Source organism: Sphingomonas xinjiangensis (assembly GCF_014199255.1).
Taxonomy (GTDB): Bacteria; Pseudomonadota; Alphaproteobacteria; order Sphingomonadales; family Sphingomonadaceae; genus Sphingomonas; species Sphingomonas xinjiangensis.
Genome location: NZ_JACIJF010000004.1, coordinates 180,475 through 204,322 on the forward strand (window position 1 = coordinate 180,475; position 23,848 = coordinate 204,322).

24 protein-coding genes and 1 tRNA gene are annotated in these 23,848 nt (G+C 66.0%); 12 read left to right on the forward strand and 13 right to left on the reverse strand.

Going from position 1 to position 23,848, the window contains the following annotated elements; genetic code table 11:
- Positions 1-111: 111 nt before the first annotated feature.
- Positions 112-1,587, forward strand: a complete 1,476-nt coding sequence (locus FHT02_RS08915) for a L,D-transpeptidase family protein (RefSeq protein WP_184086631.1) — start codon at positions 112-114, stop codon at positions 1,585-1,587.
- Positions 1,588-1,607: 20 nt separating this feature from the next.
- Positions 1,608-1,946: a hypothetical protein gene (locus FHT02_RS08920; RefSeq protein WP_184086633.1), complete on the forward strand. Its 339-nt coding sequence runs from the start codon at positions 1,608-1,610 to the stop codon at positions 1,944-1,946.
- 208 nt (positions 1,947-2,154) lie between these two features.
- Here the strand turns inward: FHT02_RS08920 and FHT02_RS08925 are convergent, their stop codons facing one another.
- Positions 2,155-2,385: a hypothetical protein gene (locus tag FHT02_RS08925; protein WP_184086635.1), complete on the reverse strand. Its 231-nt coding sequence runs from the start codon at positions 2,383-2,385 to the stop codon at positions 2,155-2,157.
- A 132-nt stretch (positions 2,386-2,517) separates the two neighbouring features.
- Between FHT02_RS08925 and FHT02_RS08930 the strand changes: the two genes are divergently transcribed.
- The gene (locus FHT02_RS08930; RefSeq protein WP_184086637.1) at positions 2,518-3,675 is read left to right on the forward strand and encodes a GNAT family N-acetyltransferase; all 1,158 of its coding nucleotides are present in this window, start codon (positions 2,518-2,520) and stop codon (positions 3,673-3,675) included.
- An 80-nt stretch (positions 3,676-3,755) separates the two neighbouring features.
- Here the strand turns inward: FHT02_RS08930 and FHT02_RS08935 are convergent, their stop codons facing one another.
- The 3 genes from FHT02_RS08935 to FHT02_RS08945 form a co-directional block, all read right to left on the reverse strand.
- Positions 3,756-6,602: a M16 family metallopeptidase gene (locus tag FHT02_RS08935; protein WP_184086638.1), complete on the reverse strand. Its 2,847-nt coding sequence runs from the start codon at positions 6,600-6,602 to the stop codon at positions 3,756-3,758.
- A gap of 67 nt (positions 6,603-6,669) precedes the next feature.
- Entirely contained in the window at positions 6,670-7,182 is a 513-nt protein-coding gene (locus FHT02_RS08940; RefSeq protein WP_184086640.1) for a TspO/MBR family protein, read from the reverse strand.
- A gap of 70 nt (positions 7,183-7,252) precedes the next feature.
- Positions 7,253-7,342 (reverse strand) — tRNA-Ser (locus FHT02_RS08945).
- Positions 7,343-7,477: 135 nt separating this feature from the next.
- On the opposite strand from FHT02_RS08945, the gene hspQ reads away from it, so the two are divergent.
- Positions 7,478-7,858, forward strand: coding sequence for a heat shock protein HspQ (gene hspQ, locus FHT02_RS08950; protein WP_246352279.1), 381 nt, complete (start codon positions 7,478-7,480; stop codon positions 7,856-7,858).
- 65 nt (positions 7,859-7,923) lie between these two features.
- Here hspQ and FHT02_RS08955 read toward each other — a convergent pair whose 3' ends face one another.
- Positions 7,924-8,196 carry a hypothetical protein gene (locus FHT02_RS08955; RefSeq protein ID WP_184086641.1) on the reverse strand — a complete coding sequence of 91 codons (273 nt, stop codon included), beginning with the start codon at positions 8,194-8,196 and terminating at the stop codon, positions 7,924-7,926.
- A gap of 318 nt (positions 8,197-8,514) precedes the next feature.
- Between FHT02_RS08955 and rplU the strand changes: the two genes are divergently transcribed.
- The 7 genes from rplU to FHT02_RS21330 all read left to right on the forward strand — a co-directional run bounded on the left by rplU (position 8,515) and on the right by FHT02_RS21330 (position 14,846).
- A complete protein-coding gene (gene rplU / locus FHT02_RS08960; protein ID WP_184086642.1) occupies positions 8,515-8,811 on the forward strand; it encodes a 50S ribosomal protein L21 in 297 nt (98 codons plus the stop codon).
- 25 nt (positions 8,812-8,836) lie between these two features.
- Positions 8,837-9,106, forward strand: a complete 270-nt coding sequence (gene rpmA, locus FHT02_RS08965) for a 50S ribosomal protein L27 (protein ID WP_184086643.1) — start codon at positions 8,837-8,839, stop codon at positions 9,104-9,106.
- A gap of 178 nt (positions 9,107-9,284) precedes the next feature.
- On the forward strand, positions 9,285-9,848 hold the full coding sequence (locus FHT02_RS08970; protein ID WP_184086644.1) for a GNAT family N-acetyltransferase: 564 nt from the start codon (positions 9,285-9,287) through the stop codon (positions 9,846-9,848).
- Between the two features lie 265 nt (positions 9,849-10,113).
- Entirely contained in the window at positions 10,114-10,746 is a 633-nt protein-coding gene (locus tag FHT02_RS08975) for a DUF1287 domain-containing protein (protein ID WP_184086645.1), read from the forward strand.
- A 214-nt stretch (positions 10,747-10,960) separates the two neighbouring features.
- Positions 10,961-11,791 carry a DUF2243 domain-containing protein gene (locus FHT02_RS08980; protein ID WP_184086647.1) on the forward strand — a complete coding sequence of 277 codons (831 nt, stop codon included), beginning with the start codon at positions 10,961-10,963 and terminating at the stop codon, positions 11,789-11,791.
- A 111-nt stretch (positions 11,792-11,902) separates the two neighbouring features.
- A complete protein-coding gene (locus tag FHT02_RS21325) occupies positions 11,903-13,480 on the forward strand; it encodes a DNA methyltransferase (RefSeq protein ID WP_221239384.1) in 1,578 nt (525 codons plus the stop codon).
- A gap of 61 nt (positions 13,481-13,541) precedes the next feature.
- Complete coding sequence (locus FHT02_RS21330) at positions 13,542-14,846, forward strand: type IIL restriction-modification enzyme MmeI (RefSeq protein WP_221239385.1); 1,305 nt, start codon at positions 13,542-13,544, stop codon at positions 14,844-14,846.
- Positions 14,847-14,870: 24 nt separating this feature from the next.
- On the opposite strand, the gene FHT02_RS08990 is transcribed toward FHT02_RS21330, so the two are convergent.
- The gene (locus FHT02_RS08990) at positions 14,871-15,713 is read right to left on the reverse strand and encodes a metal-dependent hydrolase (protein WP_184086649.1); all 843 of its coding nucleotides are present in this window, start codon (positions 15,711-15,713) and stop codon (positions 14,871-14,873) included.
- Positions 15,714-15,766: 53 nt separating this feature from the next.
- Between FHT02_RS08990 and FHT02_RS08995 the strand changes: the two genes are divergently transcribed.
- The gene (locus FHT02_RS08995) at positions 15,767-16,354 is read left to right on the forward strand and encodes a TetR family transcriptional regulator (RefSeq protein WP_184086651.1); all 588 of its coding nucleotides are present in this window, start codon (positions 15,767-15,769) and stop codon (positions 16,352-16,354) included.
- A 39-nt stretch (positions 16,355-16,393) separates the two neighbouring features.
- Here FHT02_RS08995 and FHT02_RS09000 read toward each other — a convergent pair whose 3' ends face one another.
- The 7 genes from FHT02_RS09000 to obgE all read right to left on the reverse strand — a co-directional run bounded on the left by FHT02_RS09000 (position 16,394) and on the right by obgE (position 23,741).
- Positions 16,394-18,358 carry an ATP-binding protein gene (locus tag FHT02_RS09000; protein ID WP_184086652.1) on the reverse strand — a complete coding sequence of 655 codons (1,965 nt, stop codon included), beginning with the start codon at positions 18,356-18,358 and terminating at the stop codon, positions 16,394-16,396.
- Between the two features lie 50 nt (positions 18,359-18,408).
- Positions 18,409-19,599 (reverse strand): serine palmitoyltransferase, encoded by a 1,191-nt coding sequence (gene spt, locus FHT02_RS09005; RefSeq protein WP_246352307.1) that lies wholly within the window; start codon positions 19,597-19,599, stop codon positions 18,409-18,411.
- 79 nt (positions 19,600-19,678) lie between these two features.
- Positions 19,679-19,921, reverse strand: coding sequence for an acyl carrier protein (locus FHT02_RS09010; protein WP_184086656.1), 243 nt, complete (start codon positions 19,919-19,921; stop codon positions 19,679-19,681).
- Between the two features lie 199 nt (positions 19,922-20,120).
- On the reverse strand, positions 20,121-21,026 hold the full coding sequence (locus tag FHT02_RS09015; protein ID WP_184086658.1) for an NAD-dependent epimerase/dehydratase family protein: 906 nt from the start codon (positions 21,024-21,026) through the stop codon (positions 20,121-20,123).
- A 79-nt stretch (positions 21,027-21,105) separates the two neighbouring features.
- The gene (gene proB / locus FHT02_RS09020) at positions 21,106-22,212 is read right to left on the reverse strand and encodes a glutamate 5-kinase (RefSeq protein WP_184086660.1); all 1,107 of its coding nucleotides are present in this window, start codon (positions 22,210-22,212) and stop codon (positions 21,106-21,108) included.
- A 126-nt stretch (positions 22,213-22,338) separates the two neighbouring features.
- Positions 22,339-22,707 carry a Uma2 family endonuclease gene (locus FHT02_RS09025; protein WP_343056879.1) on the reverse strand — a complete coding sequence of 123 codons (369 nt, stop codon included), beginning with the start codon at positions 22,705-22,707 and terminating at the stop codon, positions 22,339-22,341.
- Positions 22,692-23,741: a GTPase ObgE gene (gene obgE, locus FHT02_RS09030; protein WP_184086662.1), complete on the reverse strand. Its 1,050-nt coding sequence runs from the start codon at positions 23,739-23,741 to the stop codon at positions 22,692-22,694. Before obgE ends, FHT02_RS09025 begins: the two co-directional genes overlap by 16 nt.
- Positions 23,742-23,848 lie beyond the last annotated feature (107 nt).

Sequence of the window (23,848 nt, forward strand, 5' to 3'; positions counted from 1 at the left end):
CGCCGGCGAGTCGGAATGGCCGGCACGCATGCATTCCCCGCTCGCACTTGCGCGCCCAAGGCCCTATGTGGTCCTCAGTTCGGCCGGGTTAGCAACAGGAACCGCGCAGGAATGTATTCAGTATCTAAGCGTAACCACCTTTCTTCTCTCTTCCACCGCGGGGTTGCGGCTGCGGCAATCGCGGGCCTTGCGGCAGGACCCGGGCTCGCGCAGCAGCAGGCGCCCGCGCCTACGGTTCAGCCGGTTGTGCCGCCCGCGCCCGTGCAGCTTCCGGCCCTGTCGCCCAAGCAGAGCGCCGAACTCGCGCGGCTGCTGACCGATGCCGGCTATGAACAGGGGTTGCGCCACGACGGTGCTTCCGGCCCGCGCCTGGGCAGCGATGAAGCGCTGGTGCGCGCCACGCTCGATTATGCGCGCGCGGTACATTCCGGACGTTTGGACCAGAGCGACTTCCAGCAGGATTGGGGCTTGCGCCCGCAGCCGTTCGATCCGTTGCCCGGCTTTGCCGACGCCGTGAAGCGCGACCGCATCGCTGCCTGGTTGCGTTCGCTGCCCCCGCCTTATGCCGGCTATGACGGCTTGCAAAAGGGGCTCGCCAAGTATCGCGATATCGAGGCCAAGGGCGGCTGGGCCACTCTGCCGGCCGGCCCGGACCTGTCGGTCGGCGCCACCGGCGCCCGCGTCACGGCGCTGCGCAAGCGGCTGGCGGTCGAAGACAGCCAGGTCGCGGCGACCGGCGCCACCTTCGACGCCGCGCTGAAGGAAGCAGTGATCCGCGCCCAGCGCCGCTATGGCCTGCGCCCGACCGGCACCGTGTCCACCGGCACGCTCGGCGCGCTGAACGTGCCCGTGGGCGACCGTGTGCGCCAGATCATGGCGAACATGGAGCGCTGGCGCTGGCTGCCGGCGGAAATGCCCGCCAAGCGTATTCAGGTGAACATCGCCGCAGCCGTGCTCACCGTGTTCGAAGGCGATGAAGCCATTGCCTCGATGAAGGCGGTTACCGGGCGCCCGGGCAACGAAACGCCGATGCTCCAGTCGCGCATCCATTCGGTGGTGCTCAATCCGCCCTGGAACGTGCCCACCAGCATCGCCACGAAGGAGCTGTTCCCCAAGGGGGCGGCGTATCTCGCGCGCAACAATTACAAGGTGATCGGCACCGGCCCCAATCGCCGGCTCCAACAGCAGCCCGGCCCCAAGACCGCCCTCGGCCGCTACAAGTTCGACTTCCAGAATCCTTACGCCGTGTATCTGCACGACACGCCCGCCCAGGCGGCATTCTCGGGCTTCAGCCGGTTGGAAAGCCATGGCTGCGTCCGTCTGGAAAAGCCGGGTGAATTGGCCGAACTGCTGTTCCGCAACGATCAGAACTGGCAGCCCGAGCAGATCAATGCCGCCCTCGCCACGGAAAAAACTCAGCGCGTCCAGCTTCAGCCGCAGGACCAGGTGTCGGTCTATCTGCTCTACTGGACCGCGTTCGCGGGCGGCAACGGCATGAACTTCCGCGCCGACCCGTATAGCTGGGACAAGAAGCTGGCTTCGAAGATCGAAAATCGCTCGGCGGCCACCGCTGTGGCGTCACGCTAAGGAAAGAGGGGACCTTTCTCATGAAGACCAATCGCATCGCTCTCGCCACCGTCATCGCCGCCGGCCTGTCGCTCGCTGCCTGCAATGGCGGGGAGAATGGCTCGGATGACAGCACTGCCAACACCGAAATGACGACCGAGAACCTGTCGGTGCCGGAGCCCGAGAATCTGACCGAAGTGCAAGACGAAGCGCCTGCCGCGCCGCGCATCGACAACGCCAACACCGAAGCACAGCCCGACGCCGCACCGGCCCTGTCGGACGACCAGCAGACCCGCGACGATGCCGATGCCACCGGCATGACCGCCCGCATCTCGCGCGACGAAGGCGCCACCAACGAGAGCGCCGAAACCGAACAGTAAGCTCGGCCACCGCCCCCTCCCCTTCCTGCATGGGAGGGGGCGGGGGCGGGTGCCCGCGATCGCCAACGACGTGCTCCGGCATTTCGGCAACAAGCCCGGCACCATCGCGCCCCGATTGGCGGCCGACGCGCGCGGGGTGGGATAAACCCCGATCCTCCCCTGCAAGGGGTGGATCGCAGACAGCCACTATGCTCGATAAGGGCTAGCCTCAGCCTTCGCTTACAATCGGATGCTCTCCGCGCACCCGGTCCAGCAGCGCCTCGATCGCCGCCACTTCGGCAACGCTCCCCGACGGCGCGACCGACCAGTTGCAATGGGGGTGCGTCGCCGGGTCATAGACCCGCATCGCCCCCAGCACGGTTTTCCACCGCCGCCGGCTCCCGCCATATTGGCGCAGCAGCGTGGCGGTCAGCAGATCCTGTAGGTCGCTCGCGGTCATGCGCCTGCACCTAGGATCGCCGCGACGTTCCCGCAACGCTCCCCCCTCTTCCACCCCGCTTGTGCGCCGGATATGTAGCGCGTCGACCGCCGCTCCGCGCGGCCCGCATTCCCAAGCAAAGGATCGTCCGCCTTGGCCACCGCCGCCCCCACGGTTCGCCCCGTCCGCACCAAGCGCGATACCAAGGCGTTCATTGACCTAGCCTATCGCCTGAATGCGAACGACCCGCACTGGGTGCCGCCGCTCAAGCAGGAAGTCGCCGGCACGATCGATCCGAAGAAGAATGGCTGGTTCAGCCATGCCGAGGCGCAGCTGTTTCTCGCCGAACGCGGCGGTCAGGTCGTAGGCCGCATTTCCGCGCATATCGATCGCCTGGCGCTCGAACAGCCTGCCGAACAGGGCTTCGGCCCCGGTACCGGCTTTTGGGGCCTGTTCGAGGCCGAGGATGAAGGCGTCGCCAGCGTGCTGATCGCCCAGGCCGAGCAATGGCTTCGCGAGCAGGGCATGACTCGGGCGATCGGCCCGGTCAGCCTTTCGATCTGGGAAGATCCGGGCCTGCTGGTAAAGGGGCACGACCATTCTCCAACCGTGCTGATGGGCCACAATTCGCCCGCTTATCAGGGCTGGATCGAAGCACTCGGCTACACGCAGGCCAAAAAGCTGGTCACTTACGAAGTCGATATCACCCAGGACTTTCCACCTCTCATCCAGCGCATCGTGGCCAATGGTGAAAAGAACGGCCGCATCCGCATCCGCGGCGTCGACAAGTCGCGCTTCGATGAAGAAGCGGCGATCATCCTCGCGATTCTCAACGATGCCTGGGCGGAAAATTGGGGCTTTGTGCCCCTCACGCCGCCCGAAATCGCCGACGTGGGCAAGAAGTTGAAGCCGCTGGTGTTCGAAGATCTGATCATGATCGCCGAGCTTGATGATGAGCCTGTCGCCTTCATGGTCACCCTGCCCGACATGAACGAAGCCGTGAAGCCGCTGGGCGGCTCGCTGCTGCCGTTCGGCTGGGCCAAGCTGCTGCTGTGGCTCCGCAAGCCACGGGCACGCACGGTACGCGTGCCGCTAATGGGCGTGGTCAAGCGCCTTCAGGCGTCGCGCATGGCCAGCCAGCTCGCCTTCATGATGATCGAATATATCCGTCGCGCCTCGGTCGCCAATTACGGCGCCACCCGCGGGGAGATCGGCTGGATCCTCGACGACAATCAAGGAATGCTCGCCATCGCCGACGCGATCGAAAGCCGCATCAACCGCGAATATCTGATCTACCACAAGCCGCTTTGACGCCGGCGCCTTCTCCCTTGCGGGGAGAAGGTGGCGAGCGAAGCGAGGCAGGAGAGGGGCAAGCACCGCCCCTCTTCCCCTCACCGCCCCCGCAACTGCGGCGTATCCAGATCAAGCGCCGAAGCCGGAATCACCTCGGCCTGGGGATGCGTTTGCCGCAATTTCTCCACGAACAGCTTGGCGTCGCCCACCACGACGATCGTCGCCCCTTCCGGCGTAATCGTCCGCCGCGCGGCCGCGGCAGCTGCCTGCGGCGTCACTGCGCCGATCCGCGTGCGCAGCGTCGCCGCCTCGCTCGGCTCGACGCCCTGTAACATCAGGCTGGCGAGCGTGCGGGCAAAGCCCGCACTGGTCTCCGCCTGCCGCGCCACGCCGCCCTGCATGAACGCCACGCGCTGCCCAACCGTCTCAGCGTCGAGCGGCTCGCCGGCAAGCCGCTTCAGCTCCGTTTCGAAGATCCCGACCACGTCGGGCGCACTCTCGTTCTTGGTCTGCGCCACCGCGCTCATCAGGCCCTGCCCCGCCCGCGGGGAAAGCGCGCTGTAGGCGCCATAGGACAGCGCCCGCTTGACCCGCACTTCCTGGAACAGTCGCCCATTCGATCCGGCGCCCAGCACGGCGTTGGCGATCATCAGGTCGGGATAGGCCGGGTCGCCGCGTCCTGGGATGCGAAGCCCGGCCGCCACTGCGGCCTGGCCGGCGCCCGGCATGTCGACCACGATCACCCGCGGCTTGCCGGCTTGTCCTGCGCCCGTCACAGGAGCCGGCGTCACAGGCCCGCTTGCCCGCCAGTCCGCGAACAGGCGGTCGGCGATGCCGCGCACGTCTGCCGGCGTGATCCCGCCGGTCACGATCAAGGCTGCGTTGTCGGGCCGCCACCAGCGATCGCGCTGCGCCACGAGTTCATCGCGCCCGATCGCCGCCAGCGACCGCGGCGTCGGAACGCCTCCATAGGGCGCGGCGCCATACACCGCGCGCTGCATCACCATCCCCGCCAGCGGCCCAGGCGTCTTTAGCGCCACCTGCAACTGGTCGACGCTGCGGCGGCGCTCCTGCTCGAACTCGGCGGCCGGAAACGATGCATTGCGCGCGACATCGGCCAGCACCCGTCCCGCCGCCTCCAGCGCACTTACCGGCGCCGTAACGCTCAGTTCGGTGCCGTCGGGTCCTGCATCGGCGCGGATCGAAGCACCCAGCGCTTCCAGCTCGGCGGCGATCTGGTGCGCCGTCCGCGTCGGCGTTCCCTTGGTCGCAATCAGCGCCGCCATCTCGGCCACGCCCGCGCGGCCCTGCGGATCGGTCGCGCTTCCGCCCTTGAACACCAGCGACATCGTCGCGATCGGCACCTGGCCGGTGCGCGCCGTCACCAGCCGGATGCCATTGGCCAGCCGCGCCTCCGCGATCGCTGGATCGCTCACCGCCACCGCAGCGGAGGGCGCCGGCGGCTGCTCGCGCTCAGCTTCGGGCGCCAGTGTCAGCGGCGTACCCGTCGCCGCGGGCACAGTGGCCCAGCGCGGCATCGGCACCGGGTTCCGCCAATTGTCCTTTTCTCCCGCCGGACGCTTGCTCTCATCCAGATAGCGGAAATCCACGCGCGCCTCGGGCTTCAGGTACAGCCGCGCGACGCGCTGAACATCGGCCAGCGTCACGCGGTTGATCGCTGCCAGCCGCTTGTCGTCCGCCTTGGGGTCGCCGGTCCGCACCAATGCCTCGCCCAGTGCAAAGGCGCGGCCCGACGCCGTTTCGCGGGAGGCGAGTGCATCGGCCATCAACTCGTTGCGCGCTTCGGCCAGTTCCGCCGCGCTCACGGGCGCATCGCGCACCCGCGCGATCTCCGCGGCCAGCGCAGCCTCCGCCTGCTCCACGGCCGTCCCGCTGGCCAGCGTGACCATCGGCGCCAGGAAACCGTTGCCCTCGACATCGTTGAGGTTGGTCGCCGCATTGCTCGCGATCGGCCGGTCGAACACCAGCGCGCGCTTCAGCCTTGAATTGTCGCCAGTGGCAAGGATGGCGTCGAGTACTACCAGCGCGGGCAGGTCCGGATGCGCCGAACCTGGAATGCGCCAACTGCTGGCGATCATCGGGAGCGGTACATTGGGGGCATAGACCGTCACCGTTCGCGGCTGGGTGCGCGGCTTTTCGCTCGCGCGGATCGCCAGCGGCAGCGCCGACTTGCGCCGCGGCACCGCGCCGAAATAGCGGTCCACATGCCGCTCCAGCGTAGCCGGATCGAAATTGCCCGCGACGATCAGCGTCGCGGTGTCCGGCCCGTAATAGGCCTGGTGGAATGCCAGTGCATCCTCCAGCGTCGCCGCGTCCAGCTGCTCCAGGCTGCCGATGCCGGAGCGCCGCTCGGGCACGGTATCGTGGCTGTTCTCGTCCAGCGCGATCCGCAGCCGCCCATAAGCTGGCGCGAGCACGCGCTGGCGATACTCCTCCTTCACGACGTTGCGCTCGGTGTTGAACACTTCGGCGTCGATCACCGGCCGCGCCATGCGCTCGGCATGGGTCCACAGCATCGTTTCCAGATACTGCGCCGGCACCGTTTCATAATAATTGGTCCGGTCGAACCAAGTCGACGCATTGCGTACCCCGCCGACATTTTCGGTCAGGCGGTTGATCATGTTGTAGGGCATGTTGCGCGTCTTGCGCGACAGGATGTGCTCGAACAGGTGCGCGAAACCGGAGCGGCCTTCGGGGTCGTGCTTCGACCCGACATCATACCAGACCTGCACGCTCACTGTCGGCGTCGTGGTGTCGCGAATCGCGATCACGCGCAGCCCGTTGGGCAACGTGCGCTCGGTGAAGCCGATCGGCGGCACCGCGATACGCGGTGGCGGTGCCGCCTGCTGCGCCTGGGCGTAGCCCGATGCAACACCGGCCAGCAGGAGTGCCGCGATCAGGCGGCGGGCATGTACAGCGCGCAAGGACCATCCCCTTAAAAGCAAAGGGGAAGCTAATCCGAACCGCCGCCAAACCGCAATGCGCGTCTTGTCAGCGGTTACGCCGCCGCACGCCCTCTGCAAGCACCGTGGCGAAGACCAGCCACCCGGTCAGCGGCACGCCCGCCAGCGCAGCCGGGCGATCCACCCGCGCTGCGGTTGCGACATAGGCGGCGCTCGCCCCGGTCATGGCCGCAGCCGCGGCGCTGCTCGACGCCAGTTCGTGGCGGCGGAAGAACAGCTCGGTCCATCCACCGATCATCGCGCTGGTTCCCAGCCACAGCGCCAGCGCGACGTTGCGCTCGGGTGAAGGGGCGCTGCGCAGCAGCCGGTATCCGCCGGCCGCCATTCCCGTCTCCAGCACCGGCCATACGGCGCCGAACACCTTGTCGGGCGGCGTGAAGCCTGGCTTGTCGAGCCGGTGGTACCAGCGGTCGATGGCAGGGTGGCCGGGCTCCGGCGCGTTGCGCCGTCCGAGCAAGGCGCTCGCGCCCAGCACGCCGCCGATGATCGCCAGCGCGGCCCAGGGGCGCAAGCCCGATGGTGCTGAAGAAGAATGCTGCATGCCCGCTCAACCACCGGACAGGCGCGAAGGTCCCGCTGCGTAAGATGCTCGATGCTGCGGGGGAGCCCCATGGCGGAGAGGGAGGGATTCGAACCCTCGGAACCCTTGCGGGCTCAACGGTTTTCGAGACCGCCCCGATCGACCACTCCGGCACCTCTCCGCAAGGGGAAAGCGGCGTATCGGGCTCCCTGGGGAGCGACACACCGGTCGAATTGAGCGGCGGCCTCTAACGCAAGCTTTGCCGGTCCGCAAGCGGGTCCTTGTACAAACATGCCCAGCCATTAAATTGGGCGATATGCCGCGTACCCCCGTCTCCACGCTTTCTTCTCAATCCGCTGTTCCGATGCCTCCCGTCTCCTCCGCGCGCTTTGCGATCGGGGATGTGGTGCGGCACCGCCTGTTCGATTTCCGCGGCGTGATCTTCGACGTCGATCCGGTCTTCGCCAATTCCGAAGAATGGTACGATTCGATCCCCGAGGACGTTCGTCCGGCCAAGGACCAGCCCTTCTACCATCTGCTCGCGGAGAATTCCGACTCGAGCTACATCGCTTATGTCAGCCAGCAGAACCTGGTGACGGACGACAGTGACGAACCCGTCGACCATCCCGCCATTGCCGGCCTGTTCGATGGCCGAAGCCAAGGCAGGTACAATCTCAAGGCCGAGCACCGCCATTAAGCGTCGCGTGTAAGGCGAAGTGCGGACCGGGACCTCCCTGCCCGGCCCGCACCCAGCCAGCGGGCTCAGCGCGGCTTCTTGCGCTTCCGCTCCCGGCTGGAGGACGTGTCCGATTCGCCGGGCGCCAGTGCCGAGGCATCGGGCTGTGCCACAGGGTCGGCGCTGGCGTCGGTTTCGGACGTGGTGGTGGTGGTCGCGTCGGGCGCAGGCGCGGCGGGATCGGTGTCCGGGCTTGGATTCGCCGGCGCGGTCTCTGGAACCTGCGCCTGCGGAGTCGTCTGCTGCGGCGCGGTCTGCGCGGGAGCCGCCATCAGGGCGGCAAGGCTGATCAACAACATAAGGGTTATCCTTTGATCGGTTTGAACACCCCTGTTCGCCTCCGACCCTAGGCCTCTGCCCCGCCTTGAACAGGTTGCAGCGGCGAAACGACCCGCTGGCGAGGCGCAATTCCGCCCCTCCCGACGAGCCGAGCCGATCCGCCCGGCGAGCCGAGCAGCCTCCCTGCCGCGACTCGCAAAGCCCTCGCCACGCGCACGCCAAGCCATTAAATGGTCCCAACCCGGTTGACTTGGCGGGGGCGATCCCTTAGCTGCGCCGTTCCTCCTGCCGGGCTTTGCCATGGCGGGCACAAGCATTTGATGTAGAGAAGAGACCCGATGTTCGCTATCGTGCGCACGGGCGGCAAGCAGTATCGCGTTGCCGCAGGAGACAAGATCGTTGTCGAGAAGCTCGACGGCGAAGCCGGCTCGACCATCACGCTCGGGGATGTCCTCCTCGCCGGCGAGGGTGGCGACTTCAAGTCGACGGACGGCCTGACCGTCTCCGCAGAGATCGTCGCACAGGCGAAGGCCGAAAAGGTCATCGTCTTCAAGAAGCGTCGTCGCCACAATTATCGCCGCAAGAACGGCCATCGTCAGAATCACACGATTCTGAAGATCACGGCCATCGGCTGAGCGCAGGCACGAGGAGTTTTAGCAAATGGCACATAAGAAAGCAGGCGGCTCTTCGCGCAACGGTCGCGATTCGGCTGGCCGTCGTCTCGGCGTCAAGAAGTTCGGCAGCGAAGCCGTGATCGCGGGCAACATCATCGTGCGCCAGCGCGGCACCAAGATTTATCCGGGCGTGAACGTCGGCATGGGCAAGGATCACACCTTGTTTGCGCTGATCGACGGCCGCGTCTCGTTCAAGGAAGGCCGTCTCGGCCGTAAATTCTGTTCGGTAGACGCGATTGCGGAAGCAGCCGAATAACATCGGGTAACCAGCCGGGTTGCCCACCAGGGTGACCCGGGTCCGAGCAAGACGGACCAGCTGATAAAGGGAGACGGGTCGCCCCGGCTCCCTTTTTTCATGCTCCCTCGACAAAGCGGCTGCAAACGGCGTGTCACAGTGATGCGCCAGGGGCACCGCAGGACCGAGGAGTTTGGTCATGTTCGTGCGTACGCAAAGACTGACGCTGCGGCCCGGCTGGCCGGAGGATGCCCGCGATCTCGCCCAGGCGATCGGGCATGAAGCGGTGTGCCGCAATCTGCGCCGCGCGCCCTGGCCCTATGGCGAGGATGCCGCCGCGCGCTTCATGGCCGAATTCAGCGATCCGCTCAGCCCCAAATTCCTGGTCTTCGAGCATGTCGGGTCGGGCGTCCGCCTGATCGGTGCCGCCGCGGTGCAAAGCGTCGGCGAGGAGCCCCATGAACTCGGCTATTGGCTCACCCCGTCGGCATGGGGGCGCGGCTACGCGACCGAGGCCGCCGCCGCCGTCCTCGCCGCCGCTCGTGCCCGGGGCATCCGCCGCGTGACCTCGGGCCATTTCGTCGACAACCCCGCCTCGGGCAAGGTGCTCCGCAAGCTCGGCTTCAAGCCCAGCGGCCCGCTCGTCCAGCTCTACGCCCCGGCCCGGGGCGCCGAGGCCCCCTGCGCCCGCTATGCGCTGGATCTGGACGGCGGCGCCGGCGGAGACTGCGACGCCGACCCGGACGCGCGAATGGCCGCCTGACTGCCGCTCGCCGCCCCTGTCACGGCGCGGCGGCAGTCAGCTGGGGCGATTACGAGATTTGCCGGACGCGCTCGCTGATCCGTCCATCGGCGCCCCCGGACGGATGGACGCACTGCGCGCGCCCTTGCCAAGCATGCGGCGGCAGCGCGCCACCTGCGCTGAGCCCCACGTACGCGCCCTCGCGCGCGGCCCATGACAGCCGCGCCGCGCCCGTCTATCGTGCCGCCCGCCGGCGCACCCACGCGCCAGGCAGCGTGAGAAGCCCATGTCAGCACCCTCCGGCCCCCGCCCCGGCATTCCCGTCACGCGCCGCGCCGTGGTCGCCGGGCTCGCGGCCCTGTGCGCCGCGCCCGCCGCCGCCGATCCGGGCATCCGCCATGCCAGCAGCCTGATCGTGGCCGCGCGCTGCCAGGTCGGCCAGACGCTGCGCTACGACCCGGCCTATACCGCGCTGCCCTTTCCCGGCGGCGACGTGCCGCGCGGCAAGGGCGTGTGCACCGATGTCCTGATCCGCGCCTATCGCGACGCCTTCGGCCTCGATCTTCAGGCGCTGGTGAACGCCGACATGCGCCGCGCCTTCGCCGCTTATCCGCGCAACTGGGGCCTCAAGGGACCAGACCGCAACATCGATCATCGCCGCGTGCCCAATCTTCAGGCGTTCTTCCTGCGCCAGCATGCCCGCCTGCCGGTGCCGCGCGATCCCGCCGGCTGGCAGCCCGGAGACATCTTCACCAGCCTGATCGGCGGCCGACTTCCCCATACCGGCATCGTCTCGGACCGGGGCGGCGGCAGCCGCGCCGGCTATGTCATCCACAACATCGGCAACGGCACGCGCGAGGAAGCGGCGCTGTTCGATCACCCGCTGACCGGCCGCTATCGCTGGGCACTGAGCGGCTAGAGCCGCACCGGCGCCACGCGCGATCCGCCTCGCTCCCGCCCGGCACCCGAACCGCTCCCGCCAGCCGCGAGCCCCCGCCATCCAGCCGCCGCCCGCCCGCGCACCGGGCAGGCACCGCGGCACCCACACCCGCACTAACCAGCATCAACATCCGGAACCGCCGCGACCGCACCCGGTTACCCGCAGGGCCAGAGGCACCAGCGGAGCCGCGCCCATGACGAACGCCCCCAGCCCGACCAGCCCCAGCCGCGCCACCAACCCCACCAAAGCCGCCTTTGTGATCGGCCTGGCGCTCAGCGGCTTTTTCGACGGCATCCTGCTGCACCAGGTGCTGCAATGGCACCATTTCCTCAGTCTGGTCCCCGGCGAGCGCTTCCAGGACCTGCGTACTCAGGTTCTCGCCGACGGCCTGTTCCACGTCTTCGTCTACGCGCTGACCGCACTCGGCCTCTGGCTGCTCTGGCGCGCCCGCGCCGGGCTCGACCGCCCCGGCGCGGCGCGAAGGGTCGCCGGCGGCGTCCTGCTCGGCTTCGGCGTCTGGAACCTCCTCGATGTCGGCGTCTTCCACTGGGTGCTCGGCATCCACCGCATCCGCGTGAACGTGGAGAACCCGCTGCTCTACGATCTCGCCTGGTTCATCCTGCTCGGGCTCGTCGTCGCCGCGATCGGCTGGGCAGTCCTCCGCCGCGCGTCCGGCAACGGACCCGACAGCACCGCCACCGGCTCCACCAGCACCACCCCATCCGGCCGCACCGCAGCCCTCGCCGCCACCGCCGCCCTGCTGCTCAGCGCACCGCTGGCCAGCCTCCCCTCCGACACCGGCAGCACCCTGGTGGTCTTCCGCCCCGGCACCAGCACAGGCACCGCGATCAACACCGTCCTGGCTTCAGGAAGCAGCCTGGTGGCGCTGGACCCCAGCGGGCGGTTCGCGGTGGTCAAACTCCCCCAGCGCAGCGCCACCCTGGCGCTCTACCGCAGCGGCGCGCTCTTCGTGACAAGCTCGGCGGCGCTGGCGGGGTGCCTGGCGTTTGTGGAGCGGGGGTAAACGGACGAGTTTCGGAACGATCGCTCTCCGATTGCCACTCCTTCATAAGCGGCTACTATCTTCGCCCAGCGTCCGGCGACCGCCGCATCCGACGCTGTTCAAAGGCGCCTGATGACCCCACACGAATTCCTGACCAAATGGCGCGCCAGCGAACTGAAAGAGCGCTCAGCGTCCCAGAGCCACTTCAACGACCTGTGCGCATTGCTCGGCGTGGTAGATCCGGTCTCGGCCGATCCCACCGGCGACTGGTTCACCTTTGAAAAGGGCGCAAGCAAGACCAGCGGCGGCGAAGGCTGGGCAGACGTCTGGCGCAAGGGGCACTTCGCTTGGGAATATAAGGGCCGCCACGCCAATTTGGACAAAGCCAATGCCCAGCTGCTGCAATATGCCGTCGCGCTGGAAAATCCGCCGCTGCTGATCGTATCCGACATGGCCCGGATCGTGATCCGGACCAACTGGACCAACAGCGTGCAGGAAAAGCACGAATTCGTGCTGGACGACTTGGTCGACGGCGCGGTGCGCGACCGGATCAAGGCGGCCTTCACCAATCCCGAGGCGTTCCGCCCCAGCAAATCGCGGCAGGAGCTGACCGAGGAAACCGCCGCCGAATTCGCCGGGCTGGCCCAGCGGCTGCGCAATCGCGGCCACGAAGCGCATCAGGTGGCGCATTTCGTCAACCGGCTGGTGTTCTGCATGTTCGCCGAGGATGTCGGGCTACTGCCCGACCATCTATTCACCAAGATGCTCGACGTCAGCCGACGCAACCCGACCGAGTTCGCGGCAAATGCCGCCACACTGTTCGGCGCAATGGCGCGGCCCGGCGGCAAGGTGGGCTTCACTGCGATCGAATGGTTCAACGGCGGACTGTTCGAGGATGATCACGTCCTTCCGGTGGACGGCGACGACATCGACCAGTTGCTGCGCGCGGCGCGGCGCGATTGGGGCCAGATCGACCCCTCGATTCTGGGCACCCTGTTCGAACGCGGGCTGGATCCCGCCAAGCGCAGCCAGTTGGGCGCGCATTATACCGACCGGGACAAGATCATGATGATCGTGCGGCCGGTGATCATCGCACCGCTGGAGGCCGAATGGGCCGAAGCGCTGGCCCGCATGACCACGCTGGTGGAAAATGCGCCGGTCCAGACCAAGGAAAAGCTGCTGCGCGGCGCCGAGCTGGGCAAGCGCACCCGCGCGCTGGCCGAAGCCAACGCAATCCATGAGGCCTTCGTAGAGCGCCTCGCGAAGTTCCGGGTGCTCGATCCCGCCTGCGGATCGGGCAACTTCCTCTATGTCGCGCTGCGTTCGCTTAAGGACATCGAGCATCGCGCCAATCTGGATGCCGAGGCTTTGGGCCTGCCGCGCGGCTTCCCGCGGGTCGGGCCGGAAAGCGTTATGGGAATCGAGCTGAACCCCTATGCCGCCGAGCTGGCGAGGGTTTCGGTGTGGATCGGCGAGATCCAGTGGATGCGGCGCAACGGCTTCGACGCGGCGAAGAACCCGATCCTGCGACCGCTGAAGACGATCGAGTGCCGCAATGCGTTGGTTCAGTACGACGATACCCAACAGAAATGGCGAGAGGCAACATGGCCTGACGCGCACGTAGTGATCGGCAATCCGCCGTTTCTTGGCGGGAAAAGTATGAAGCGCGCCTTGGGTGAGGAGGATACCGAGATCCTACGGCGGGTCTAATGCAGGTCGCATCACGCCTTTCTCTGACCTCGTTTGTTATTGGTTCGAGAAATCGCGGGCGATGATTGCTGCAGGGCAGGCTCGGCGAAGTGGGTTCGTCTCAACGAAGGCGATTGCGAAGAACGTTAATCTTCCGGTCCTGCAAAGGCTTTCGGCTGATGCTCGTATATACAACGCTTGGCAGAACGAGCCGTGGGTTGTCGATGGCGCAGCCGTTCGAGTGTCCCTCGTGTGCTTCGCTGCTCCGGAGGAGCGGACAAATCGGCTGTGGCTGGACGGTCAGCCGGCCACGCAAATCAACCCGAACCTGACGTCCGGACAGGATACGAGCACTGTTGCTAAGCTTCGAGAAAATGCCAACTCAGTGTTCATCGGTGTTCAGCAGAGTGGACCATTATCGATACCTCGTGAATTAGCCATCGACTGGTTGTCCCTGCCGCTCAATCCAAATGGTCGATCGAACAAAGATGTGCTTTCGGCTTACGCTTCGACCGACAACATCGTGGGCCGACCGCCCGAGGAGTTCTTAATCGACTTCCCGCAAGGGCTGGATGAAAGCTCAGCCAGCGAATTCGAGGAACCATTCGAGTATCTCAACCGCGCGGTTTATGATCCCCATCGCGAGGGAACATCTGTACCCTTCCCCACCTATCGGAGGTCGACGGCCGGCCAAAATCCTAAGTGGTGGGAAGCCCATCGATGTCGGCCCAGTATGCGAGCCGCTCTGGAGCCCGTCGATAGCTATTTAGCTACAGGTGAGACCACTGAGCATCGAGTGTTCCGATTCCTTCCGTCGTACTTGATTCCAGACAAAAGCTTGTACGCCTTCCCCTACGCAGGGATGATTGGTTTTGGGGTTCTGCAAAGCACCCTTCACGAGGTGTGGTGTACCTACTTCGGCAACCGGATCGGCGCAGGAAACCAGCGGCGGTATAATGCGTCCTTTGTATACCTGACCTTTCCTTTTCCCGAAGGCCTGACCCCCGACATCCCCGCCGCGGACTATGCCGACGATCCGCGTGCGCAGGCGATCGCGACAGCGGCGGCGCGACTCAACGAATTGCGCGAGAACTGGCTCAACCCCGCCGACCTGGTGGTGCGCGTGCCCGAAGTAGTGCCCGGCTATCCCGATCGCATCCTGCCCAAGGACGAGGAGGCGGCGAAGGAGCTGAAAAAGCGGACGCTCACCAACCTATACAATGCCCGCCCGCAATGGCTCGCCAACGCCCATGCCGCGCTCGATGCCGCAGTGGCCGATGCCTATGGCTGGGGCGACGACTGGCGCGCCGGGCTACTGACCGACGACGAGATACTGGCGCGGCTGTTCCGCCTCAACCAGCAGCGCGCCGCCGGAAGCGCCGGCTGAGCGGGGCTCGAAAGCCGCCCGTTGTCACACCATCACGGCAGCCGCAAACTCGCTATCCGCCTTGTTGATCAGCGCGCGGTCGTCATGGTTCCACGGGTGGAAGCCCGGCAGGAAGAACGCGAACCAGTGCCCCATCACCTTGCGCACCAGCCCGGGATTGCCGAACGCGTACCAGATCAGCTTCGCCCACACGCGCGGGCCGGTCAGCCCGTCCTGGCGCAGCAGCTCCAATATGCCGCGGCGGCGGCCGTCATAGAATCGCCAGGTGGTGATCAGCATCACTGTCGATTTCACGCGCCAGCGCTGCCACCGGCTCCAGTCCTTCGTGGCGTGCATCCAGGTGTCGAACGCGACGCCCTTATGCTCGATCTCCTCGATCGCGTGCCAGCGCCACATCGCCGCCGCCTCGGGCTCGGCGCCGTCCAGGTTGCGCGGATCGGCCAGCAGCGCGTGCGCCAGGATCGCGGTGAAATGCTCCAGGCACAAAGTCGCGGCCAGGCTGCCGATCGGCGGGCGGTTCTTGGTCAGCGCCAGCTGCGCGTCCACGTCCGCCTCCAGCGTGCTGATATCATATCCCTGGTCGGTCACATGGCGGTTGAACGCCACATGCTCGCGGGTGTGGATCACTTCCTGCTTGATGAAGGCGTTGATCTCGGCCTGGAGCCGCGGCGGGGTGCCCTCGCGGAATTTCCGCACGCTGTCGATGAAGAAGCCCTCGCCCTTGGGAAAGGTGACCGACAGCGCGTTGTAGAACGCCGTGGCGATGGGGTCGCCGTTCAGCCACCAGCGCGCGCGGTCGACCCCGCGTCCGAAGCGCCGGTCGCGCGGGGTGATCGCCAGGTCCGCGGGAGTCTTTGCTTTCGGCACGGCTTTGCTCCAGAGACATGGGGGAAACAAACAAGATAGTTCTACTTACATCGATGTCAATAACTCCGCGCCGGCGGCTTTCTCCCGAAGAATCGCGCGACGCCGCGCTTGAGGCTGCCCGCGCGCTGTTGCTGGCCGCGGGTCCGCAGGCGGTGACGCTCAAGGCGGTGTCCGCGGCGATCGGGCGGACGCATGCCAATCTGCTTCACCATTTCGGCTCGGCCGCGGGGCTGCAAAAGTCGCTGGCGGCGTGCATTGCCGAGCGGGTTACCGCTAAAATCGGTGCCGCGGTGCTGCGCGCGCGCACCGAAACGCATGATCCGCGTGAGGTTGTGGACCTTACCTTCGATGCGTTCGACACCGAAGGCGCGGGCGCTTTGGCCAGTTGGATGATCCTGAATGGCAATCAGGACGCGCTCGATCCGATCCTTGAGGCGATCCACCGGCTGGTCGATCACATCGCCGAAGGTCCTGATTTGCAAGCGGTTTCCCTGCATGAAGAGACGTTGCAGCTGGTCCTGATGGCGTTGGGCGACGCGCTGCTCGGCGCGGCGATGGCGCGCGCGCTGGGGCTTGACCGCGATACTGCCCGCAAAATGGCTACGCGACGCCTAACCTATTCAATGCAAAAGAAAAGTTGATCGCTGGCCACATCGTTTTCCGCGTCGACCAGATAGTGGCTATTCCGCCGCCACTCGAGTCCCCCTACCCCCTTCCAGCTCCACCGCCTCATCCACCGCGCGGGCAAGTCCAGCCATCGTGAATGGCTTCCTAAGTACCGACCGCCCCGCGAAAATCTCCGCATCCACCTCTCCGGCAAATCCGGTAACGAACAGCACCGCCACCCCCTTGATCCGCTCGCCCAGCGCCGCGATCATCTCGGGTCCCGTCTGTGTCGGCATCAGCACGTCGGACAAGATCAGGTCCAGCGCAGCCATTCCATCCACCGCTTCAGGCGCCTGTAACGGATCCGGACACGCCGTCACTCGGTGCCCCAATTCCTCCAGCGCACCCACGGTCGCGTTCAGCACCCGCGGATCGTCCTCCACCACCAGAATGTCATAAGCCCGGTCGGACGTCGCCATCTGGCTGACCGCCACCTCCGGCGCCGCAGCCGCTACGCCGGCATGACGCGGCAGATAGAGCGTGACCGTGGTTCCCTCACCCTCGCGCGAGTCCAGCGAGATCTCGCCCCCGGATTGGCGCGCGAAGCCGAAGATCTGGCTAAGCCCCAGTCCAGTGCCCTTGCCCACGGGCTTGGTAGTGAAGAATGGTTCGAACACGCGCTCCATCACACCGGGCGCCATCCCGCAGCCGGTATCGCTCACCGCAAGCGTGACGAACTCTCCTGCCACCCGCTCGCCGCCCTGCCCGATGGCATGGTCAGCTTGGCCCGTCGCGATCGTCAGCCGCCCCCGCCCGTTCATTGCGTCGCGGGCGTTCACCGCCAAATTGAGAACTGCGTTCTCCAGTTGATGCTTGTCGACGAACACGCACCAGCCATGGCTGGTGTCCTGCGTCTCCACTGCGATGGTGTCGCCCAACGTGCGGTCGAGCAGGTCGGACATGCCGGCAATGAGCGAGGCGGCCTCCACCGCTTCGGGCAGCAACGGCTCGGACCGCGAAAAGGCCAGCAGGCGCCGAGTCAGCGCCGCCGCGCGCCCGGCTCCGTCCATGGCATTGTCGATATGGCGCCGCGCGTCGGAGGGAGAGGTGTTCAGCTGCCGCTTCGCCATCTCAAGCCCACCAAGCACCACGGCGAGCATGTTGTTGAAGTCGTGCGCGATGCCGCCGGTCAGCTGTCCCACGGCTTCCATCTTCTGGATCTGCCGTAGCTGCGCTTCGGCCTGCTCGCGCTCGCGCGCTTCCTCGCGCAGCTGCTTGGTCGCAGCGGATACCGCTTCCTGAAGCGCAATCGCACGCTCGCGCTCGGCATGCGCTTCGGCGTCAGCCGCTGCCTTCTCGCCTTGCGCCTGGATTGCCAGCCATCCCAGCAGGATGGCCCCCAGCACGATCAGCACGCCAAAGAGCGTCAGGATACGCGACGCATAGGTGGAACTTTGCAGCAGGTCTGCCGCCGCTTCGGTCCGGTCGCGCAGCAATAGGCGCTCGGAGTCGACCACCTGCGCCAGCAGCGCCTCCAGCCTGGTTCGTGCGGGGCTCTGGCGGACGCGGTAATAGCTGCCCCACGCATCGTTGTGGCGCTTGTACGTGGAATAGAGCGCGGTCTCGTCCAGTTCCTTGCCGCGCGCCGCGAACGCCGCCTGAAGCGCGCGGATGCGGCTCTGCTGGCCGCGATTGTCGCCAGTGAGCTGGCGCAGGCGGAGCAGCTGCTCGCCAGCCCTGGCCCAATAGCTCACATATTGCTGGCCTAGCCTCTTGTCCGCGCTAACCACATAGCGGCCCAACGCGGCCTCCGCCGAAGAAATCGCGCCGGACAGCTGGTTGGTCCGGATAATGACTTCGAAGGTATGCTGCTGAAGCCGGATTGCCTCGTCGCGTTGCGCTTCGGTGCGGTACTGGAGGAAGATCAGCGCGCCCAGCACGCCGATACCGAGCAACGCAAGCGCGCCCAGCAGCTTAAGCCGCCAGTTCGTATCCCTGAGCCTCTGCTCGGTATCCATGGCCACCGCAGTGTCCGTCATGGTAACAGCTTAGGCCAGCGTGCGCGGCGTGAAAAGCTTAGGGCCGTCCCTTACCTTATCACCCCGATCGCCTGCCCAGCGGCACGGAACATGCCGATCACCCGCTCGATCTGCTCGGGCGTATGTTCCGCGCAGAGCGAGCAGCGCAGCAGGAAGGTTCCTGCTGGCGTCGCGGGCGGACGCGCCATGTTCACGTAAAGGCCATTGTCGAGCAGCGCCTGCCACATCACCACCGCCTGCTCCTGATCCTCCAAAATCACCGCGACGATCGCGCTGTCCGGCTTCTCGGTGCCGAGGCGGAAGCCCATGGCCTTGAGGCCGCCATGCACGCGGCGCGCATTGTCCCACAGCCGTGCGCGCTTCTCATGCGCAGTCATCAGCTTGCGGATCGACGCCGTTGCGGTCGCGACCACCGACGGCGGCAGCGAGGCCGTGAAGATGTACGGGCGGCAGGCCAGCCGGATGGCCTCAAACTTGGGATGGCTGGAAATGCAGAAGCCGCCGACGGTGCCGACGGACTTGGAGAAGGTGCCGACCACGAAATCGACTTGATCCTCCAGCCCTTGATCCTCATACACGCCGCGCCCATTGGGCCCGAAAAACCCCATGGAATGCGCCTCATCGACCAGCACCATGCAGCCATGCTTCTTGGCTACCGCAACCATTTCCTTGAGCGGCGCGATGTCGCCGAGCATTGAGTACACGCCTTCGAGCACCACCAGCTTGCCGGCTTCGGCAGGCAAACGGCCCAGGCGCTTGTCGAGGTCGGTCACGTCGTTGTGGCGGAAGCGGACGATCTCGGCATTGCCCTGCTTGCAGCCATCATAGATCGACGCATGGCTGTCGGCGTCGAGGATGACATACTCGCCCTTGCCGGCAAGCGTGGAGATCATGCCAAGATTGGCCATATAGCCGGTCGAGAAAACGATAGCGCCAGACACCCCGTAGAAGTCGCGCAGCGCCTGTTCGACTTCGATGTGATCCTGGAAGGTGCCGTTCAGCATACGGCTGCCATTGGTGCCCGAACCGAACTGATCGAGCGCGGCATGGCCTGCGGCGATCACATCGGGATCGAAGGTCATGCCCATATAATTGTAGGTGCCGAGCAGGATCGTGTCGCGGCCCGCGATCACCGCCTCGGTGGGCGACTTCACCTGCTCCATGACAATCGCGAACGGATCGGTGACGCCACTGTCGAGCAGCGCCTGCCGCTCGGTAATGAGGCCGTCGAACTTACTCATCAAGTCGCGCCCGGGTGCGACGGGTGCGGGGTTCTCGGGCAGCTTCTCTGGCGTATCGATCGCGTCGGTCACGGCGTGCTCAGCCCTTCAGCTTCTGGACGGCGTCAACCAACTGGCCGACGGTCTCAATCTCGGCCTGCATGTTCATCGTGATGATGATGTCGAATTCATCTTCGATCGCGGCCACGAAGTCCATGACGGTGAGGCTGTCCCATTCGAGGTCGCCGGCGAAGGTGGTGCTGTCGGTCAGGCCGACACCCTTCTTGTTGAAGGGCTCGATCTGGGTTTTGACGGTCTCGAAGACGGAGGCGCGGTCGGTCATGGGCGGGTCCTTAAAGCGATGGCCTGCGCGTGCCAAGCGAATGCGGCGAACGCAGGGCGGCGCGGCGACAAGCCTGGTACCTATACCTGCCGCTGATGAAGTTGAGGAAGTTGCGGTCTGACATCCCTCTTGATCGGTCCCAGCTAGGCGGCAGCGCGTGCAACCGGACCGGAGCAGAGCAAATCCTATCTTGCAAGGCTCAGAGCAGGCCGCGCTCCCGGTACCAGGCAGCCGTCCTCGCTAACCCGGCGAACGTTTCCACGCGCGGTACCCACAAGCTGCTTGGCGGGCGGCGATCGGGGTCGCTGACCCAATCGGGATGAAAGAAATAGTCGACTCGGTCTGGAGTAAGCTTGGCGCCCTTGCCACGGGCGAGCTGGTCTAGCCACGCACCCGCGAGCAGCGCTGGGCGCGGCAGGTTAATGGCCACGATCCGCCTGCCGGTTGCGGCGCCGATCGCATGCGCGAACTCGCGGTGGGTCCAGCCGCCGTCCCGCCCGTCGTCGGGGTCGAGGATATGAGGGCACGTACCGGTCGTGGCGAGCGCCAGCAACAGGTGACCAAGATCACTCACTTCGATGAGCGAGATGCGCCCGTTGCCCGGCAGCAAGGCCAGTCCGCGATTGGCGAGCTTGAAGAGTTCGAGCATCTCCAGGTCGCCGGGGCCATAAATCGCCGGCGGCCGGACGATGGTCCAGTCGAGTCCGGAAGCCTGAACAAGCGCGTCGCCCTGCGCCTTCGACCAGCCATAGGCGGACAACTCCGGCTCGCGCGCAGCCAGCGAGGAGACATGGACAAAGCGCCGCCCGCCGACGTGCTTCGCAGCATCGAGCATGTTGCGGGTGCCTTCGATATTACCAGCAGCAAAGCCGGCGCGATCGGGCGCGTTTACCACCCCGGCAACGTGGATTACTGCGTCGGCGCCAGCACACAGTTCGGCCAGTGCTTGTGGGGTTTCCAAGTCGCCGCCGATCCAGGTTACGCCTTGCCGCGCCGGCTGCGCTCGCCGGGTGAGCGCTCGGACCTGATGGCCTGCGTACAAGGCGAGTTCAATCAGCCGCGTGCCGACAAAGCCGGTACCGCCGGTAATCGCGATCTTAGTCATCTGATGATCTCACGCGAAGGCGCAGAGGCGCGAAGAATGCACGAGAGAAGTGCACGCAAGGCGGCCGCCTCCCCTCGAATCACAGCAGGGCCATGTGATTGCGGTGAACGAGCGCCGAACGCGGCGCGTAGCCCAGCAGTTCGGCCTGCTCCTCGTTGCGGCGACCCAGGATATTCGCGGCATCCTCAGCCGCATACTCGCTCAAGCCGCGGGCAAGCGGCTTCCCGTCCGCACCAACGATCACGATCAAATCGCCGCGCGCGAAGCTGCCCTCGATCCGGGTGACGCCGGCGGCGAGCAGGCTTCGGCCTTGCCCCAATGCCGCCGCCGCACCGGCATCGACATGAAGCTTCCCACGCGCGGTAAGTCCGCCGGCCAGCCACGCTTTTCGCGCGGGCGCCGTACGCTCGGCCACGAACAAGCTGTGCCTTGCTTCGGCCGAGAGCGGTTGGTCGGCCGTGCCCGACGCGATGGCCAGGTGCGCGCCCGCGCCATTGGCAATACGCGCTGCGGCGATCTTCGACACCATCCCACCCGATCCCATGCCTGAAGCCGAACCACCATCCGCCATTGCCTCGATCGCGCCGTCGATCCGTTCGATCCGGGGGATATGCTGCGCGCCCGGCTGCGCCGGGTTGCGATCGTAAAGCCCATCGACATCGGAAAGCAGCACCACACCCTGCGCGCCCGCCGCCTGCGCCACGCGGGCGGCCAGACGGTCATTGTCGCCGAACCGGATTTCCTCGGTCGCGACGCTGTCATTCTCGTTGAGGATGGGGACCACGCGGAGGTTCAACAACCGGTCGAGAGTCGCGGCGGCGTTGAGATAGCGCCGGCGATCCTCAAGGTCGCCGAGCGTCACCAGCATCTGCGCAGCCGTGAGGCCTTGTGCATGCAGCACCTCTGCCCAGACTTGGCTGAGTGCGATCTGGCCGGTGGCGGCGGCAGCCTGCGCATCCTCAAGGCTGGCGCGCCCGCCCTTTGGAAGCTTCAGCCGCCGCGCCCCAAGCGCGATGGCGCCCGACGACACGATGGCGAGTTGCTGCCCTTCGGCATGGCGCCGCGCAATCGCGGCGGCGACTTGCTCCAGCCAGACGCGCCGCACCTGCCCGTCGGCATCGACGAGCAGCGCGGAGCCGATCTTCACAACCAGGCGCGAACAGGAAGCGGGCGGGAATAACGGCATGGGGCGGACTTAGCGCGCGCAGCCCGGCACGCCAACTCAGTCGCGCGCGAAGATCTCGTCATGCGGGACGGTTATCGCGAGGGACGGCAAAGAAAGGTCAAGGGGCTTGTCATGCGCCTGCGCGTTCTAGTCGCCAGGACCGGTCCTTTGCACGACCCGCAGTCTCTCTGAAGCGATGTCGACAAACACGATCGTGTCAACGCTCGCGAGCAGCTGGTACTCCGGCAGCTTCACACGAAGGTCGGTCCGAGCGGTGCCTGCGGACAGAATCTCGAACACCACGCGAGGATCGTCGAAAGCCTTCTGCTCATCGTCGGCTTCTCCGCGCCCACCATATACCGCGACGTCAGGATAGCGGATTGAACCGTCATGCGTCCGAACCGCGATGTCAGAATTGAACGGCGCGCACCCCGTGCCGCGAAGCCGCTGACGGAGCGCGAAGAAGATATTGCCCTGCACCTGGGCATAGGAAGTACTGCTTAAAGCGGCGACCACTCGATCGCGTCTTCGCCTTCATCGTCGGCACTGACTTTGGCGGCCTCCGGACCGATCGCCTCCAACAATTGGTCGAGCACCCAGTCCACGCCGACGCCGCTGGCGCCTGATATCGGGATCACGGGCGAGCCGCTGGCTTCTTCGAGTTCAGCCGACAGCGCGGCAATGAGTTCTTCGTCGAGTGTGTCGATCTTGTTCAGCGCGACGATGACCTTCTTGTCGAGCAACCCGCCGCCGTAATTCTCGAGCTCATCACGAACGACGCGGTAGCTTTCCGCGACATCGGCATCATTCGCGTCGACGAGATGGAGCAGGACCTGACACCGCTCGATATGCCCCAAGAACCGGTCGCCGATGCCGGCACCTTCCGCCGCGCCAGCGATCAAGCCCGGGATGTCGGCGACCACGAACTCGCGTTGCTTGTGCCGCACGACGCCCAGCTGCGGGCGCGTGGTGGTGAAGGCATATTCGCCGACCTTGGCCTGGGCGTTGGTTACCTGATTGATGAAGGTCGACTTGCCGGCGTTGGGCAGCCCGACCAGGCCGGCATCGGCGAGCAGCTTCAGGCGAAGCCACACCCAGGCTTCGTCGCTGGGCCAGCCGGTGCCGTGCTGCCGCGGGGCGCGGTTGGTCGATGTCTTGTAACTGGCATTGCCGCGGCCGCCATCGCCGCCGCGCAGGAACACGACGCGTTCGCCCACCTTTGTCAGATCGGCAAGCAACGTGCGCTCTTCGTCATCGGCCAGCACCTGGGTGCCTACCGGAACCTTGATCACCAGATCGTCGCCGCCCGCACCGGTGCGGTTCGACCCCGATCCTCCATGGCCGCGCGGTGCGCGGAAATGCTGCGTGTAGCGGAAATCGATGAGCGTGTTCAGGCCGGCGACTGCTTCGAAGATGATGTCCCCGCCCTTGCCACCATTGCCGCCATCGGGGCCGCCATATTCGATGAACTTTTCGCGCCGAAAGCTGACGGCGCCAGGGCCGCCCGAACCGGAGCGGACGAAGATCTTGGCCTGATCGAGAAAATGCATGGTGCGTCATATAGAGGCTGTCGCAAATCCGTCACCCCATGGCGTGGATCGCCCGCGTTTTGGGTGTTTTCTGGCTGGCGCGGCGTGGAACCACGGCTATAGGCTCT

Coding starts and splice junctions, on each gene's coding strand:
- FHT02_RS08915 (WP_184086631.1), top strand. CDS start 112: ATGTATTCAGTATCTAAGCGTAACCACCTTTCTTCTCTCTTCCACCGC.
- FHT02_RS08920 (WP_184086633.1), top strand. CDS start 1,608: ATGAAGACCAATCGCATCGCTCTCGCCACCGTCATCGCCGCCGGCCTG.
- FHT02_RS08925 (WP_184086635.1), bottom strand. CDS start 2,385: ATGACCGCGAGCGACCTACAGGATCTGCTGACCGCCACGCTGCTGCGC.
- FHT02_RS08940 (WP_184086640.1), bottom strand. CDS start 7,182: ATGCAGCATTCTTCTTCAGCACCATCGGGCTTGCGCCCCTGGGCCGCG.
- hspQ (WP_246352279.1), top strand. CDS start 7,478: ATGCCGCGTACCCCCGTCTCCACGCTTTCTTCTCAATCCGCTGTTCCG.
- FHT02_RS08955 (WP_184086641.1), bottom strand. CDS start 8,196: ATGTTGTTGATCAGCCTTGCCGCCCTGATGGCGGCTCCCGCGCAGACC.
- rplU (WP_184086642.1), top strand. CDS start 8,515: ATGTTCGCTATCGTGCGCACGGGCGGCAAGCAGTATCGCGTTGCCGCA.
- rpmA (WP_184086643.1), top strand. CDS start 8,837: ATGGCACATAAGAAAGCAGGCGGCTCTTCGCGCAACGGTCGCGATTCG.
- FHT02_RS08970 (WP_184086644.1), top strand. CDS start 9,285: ATGTTCGTGCGTACGCAAAGACTGACGCTGCGGCCCGGCTGGCCGGAG.
- FHT02_RS08975 (WP_184086645.1), top strand. CDS start 10,114: ATGTCAGCACCCTCCGGCCCCCGCCCCGGCATTCCCGTCACGCGCCGC.
- FHT02_RS08980 (WP_184086647.1), top strand. CDS start 10,961: ATGACGAACGCCCCCAGCCCGACCAGCCCCAGCCGCGCCACCAACCCC.
- FHT02_RS21325 (WP_221239384.1), top strand. CDS start 11,903: ATGACCCCACACGAATTCCTGACCAAATGGCGCGCCAGCGAACTGAAA.
- FHT02_RS21330 (WP_221239385.1), top strand. CDS start 13,542: ATGATTGCTGCAGGGCAGGCTCGGCGAAGTGGGTTCGTCTCAACGAAG.
- FHT02_RS08995 (WP_184086651.1), top strand. CDS start 15,767: ATGTCAATAACTCCGCGCCGGCGGCTTTCTCCCGAAGAATCGCGCGAC.
- FHT02_RS09000 (WP_184086652.1), bottom strand. CDS start 18,358: ATGACGGACACTGCGGTGGCCATGGATACCGAGCAGAGGCTCAGGGAT.
- spt (WP_246352307.1), bottom strand. CDS start 19,599: ATGAGTAAGTTCGACGGCCTCATTACCGAGCGGCAGGCGCTGCTCGAC.
- FHT02_RS09010 (WP_184086656.1), bottom strand. CDS start 19,921: ATGACCGACCGCGCCTCCGTCTTCGAGACCGTCAAAACCCAGATCGAG.
- FHT02_RS09015 (WP_184086658.1), bottom strand. CDS start 21,026: ATGACTAAGATCGCGATTACCGGCGGTACCGGCTTTGTCGGCACGCGG.
- proB (WP_184086660.1), bottom strand. CDS start 22,212: ATGCCGTTATTCCCGCCCGCTTCCTGTTCGCGCCTGGTTGTGAAGATC.
- obgE (WP_184086662.1), bottom strand. CDS start 23,741: ATGCATTTTCTCGATCAGGCCAAGATCTTCGTCCGCTCCGGTTCGGGC.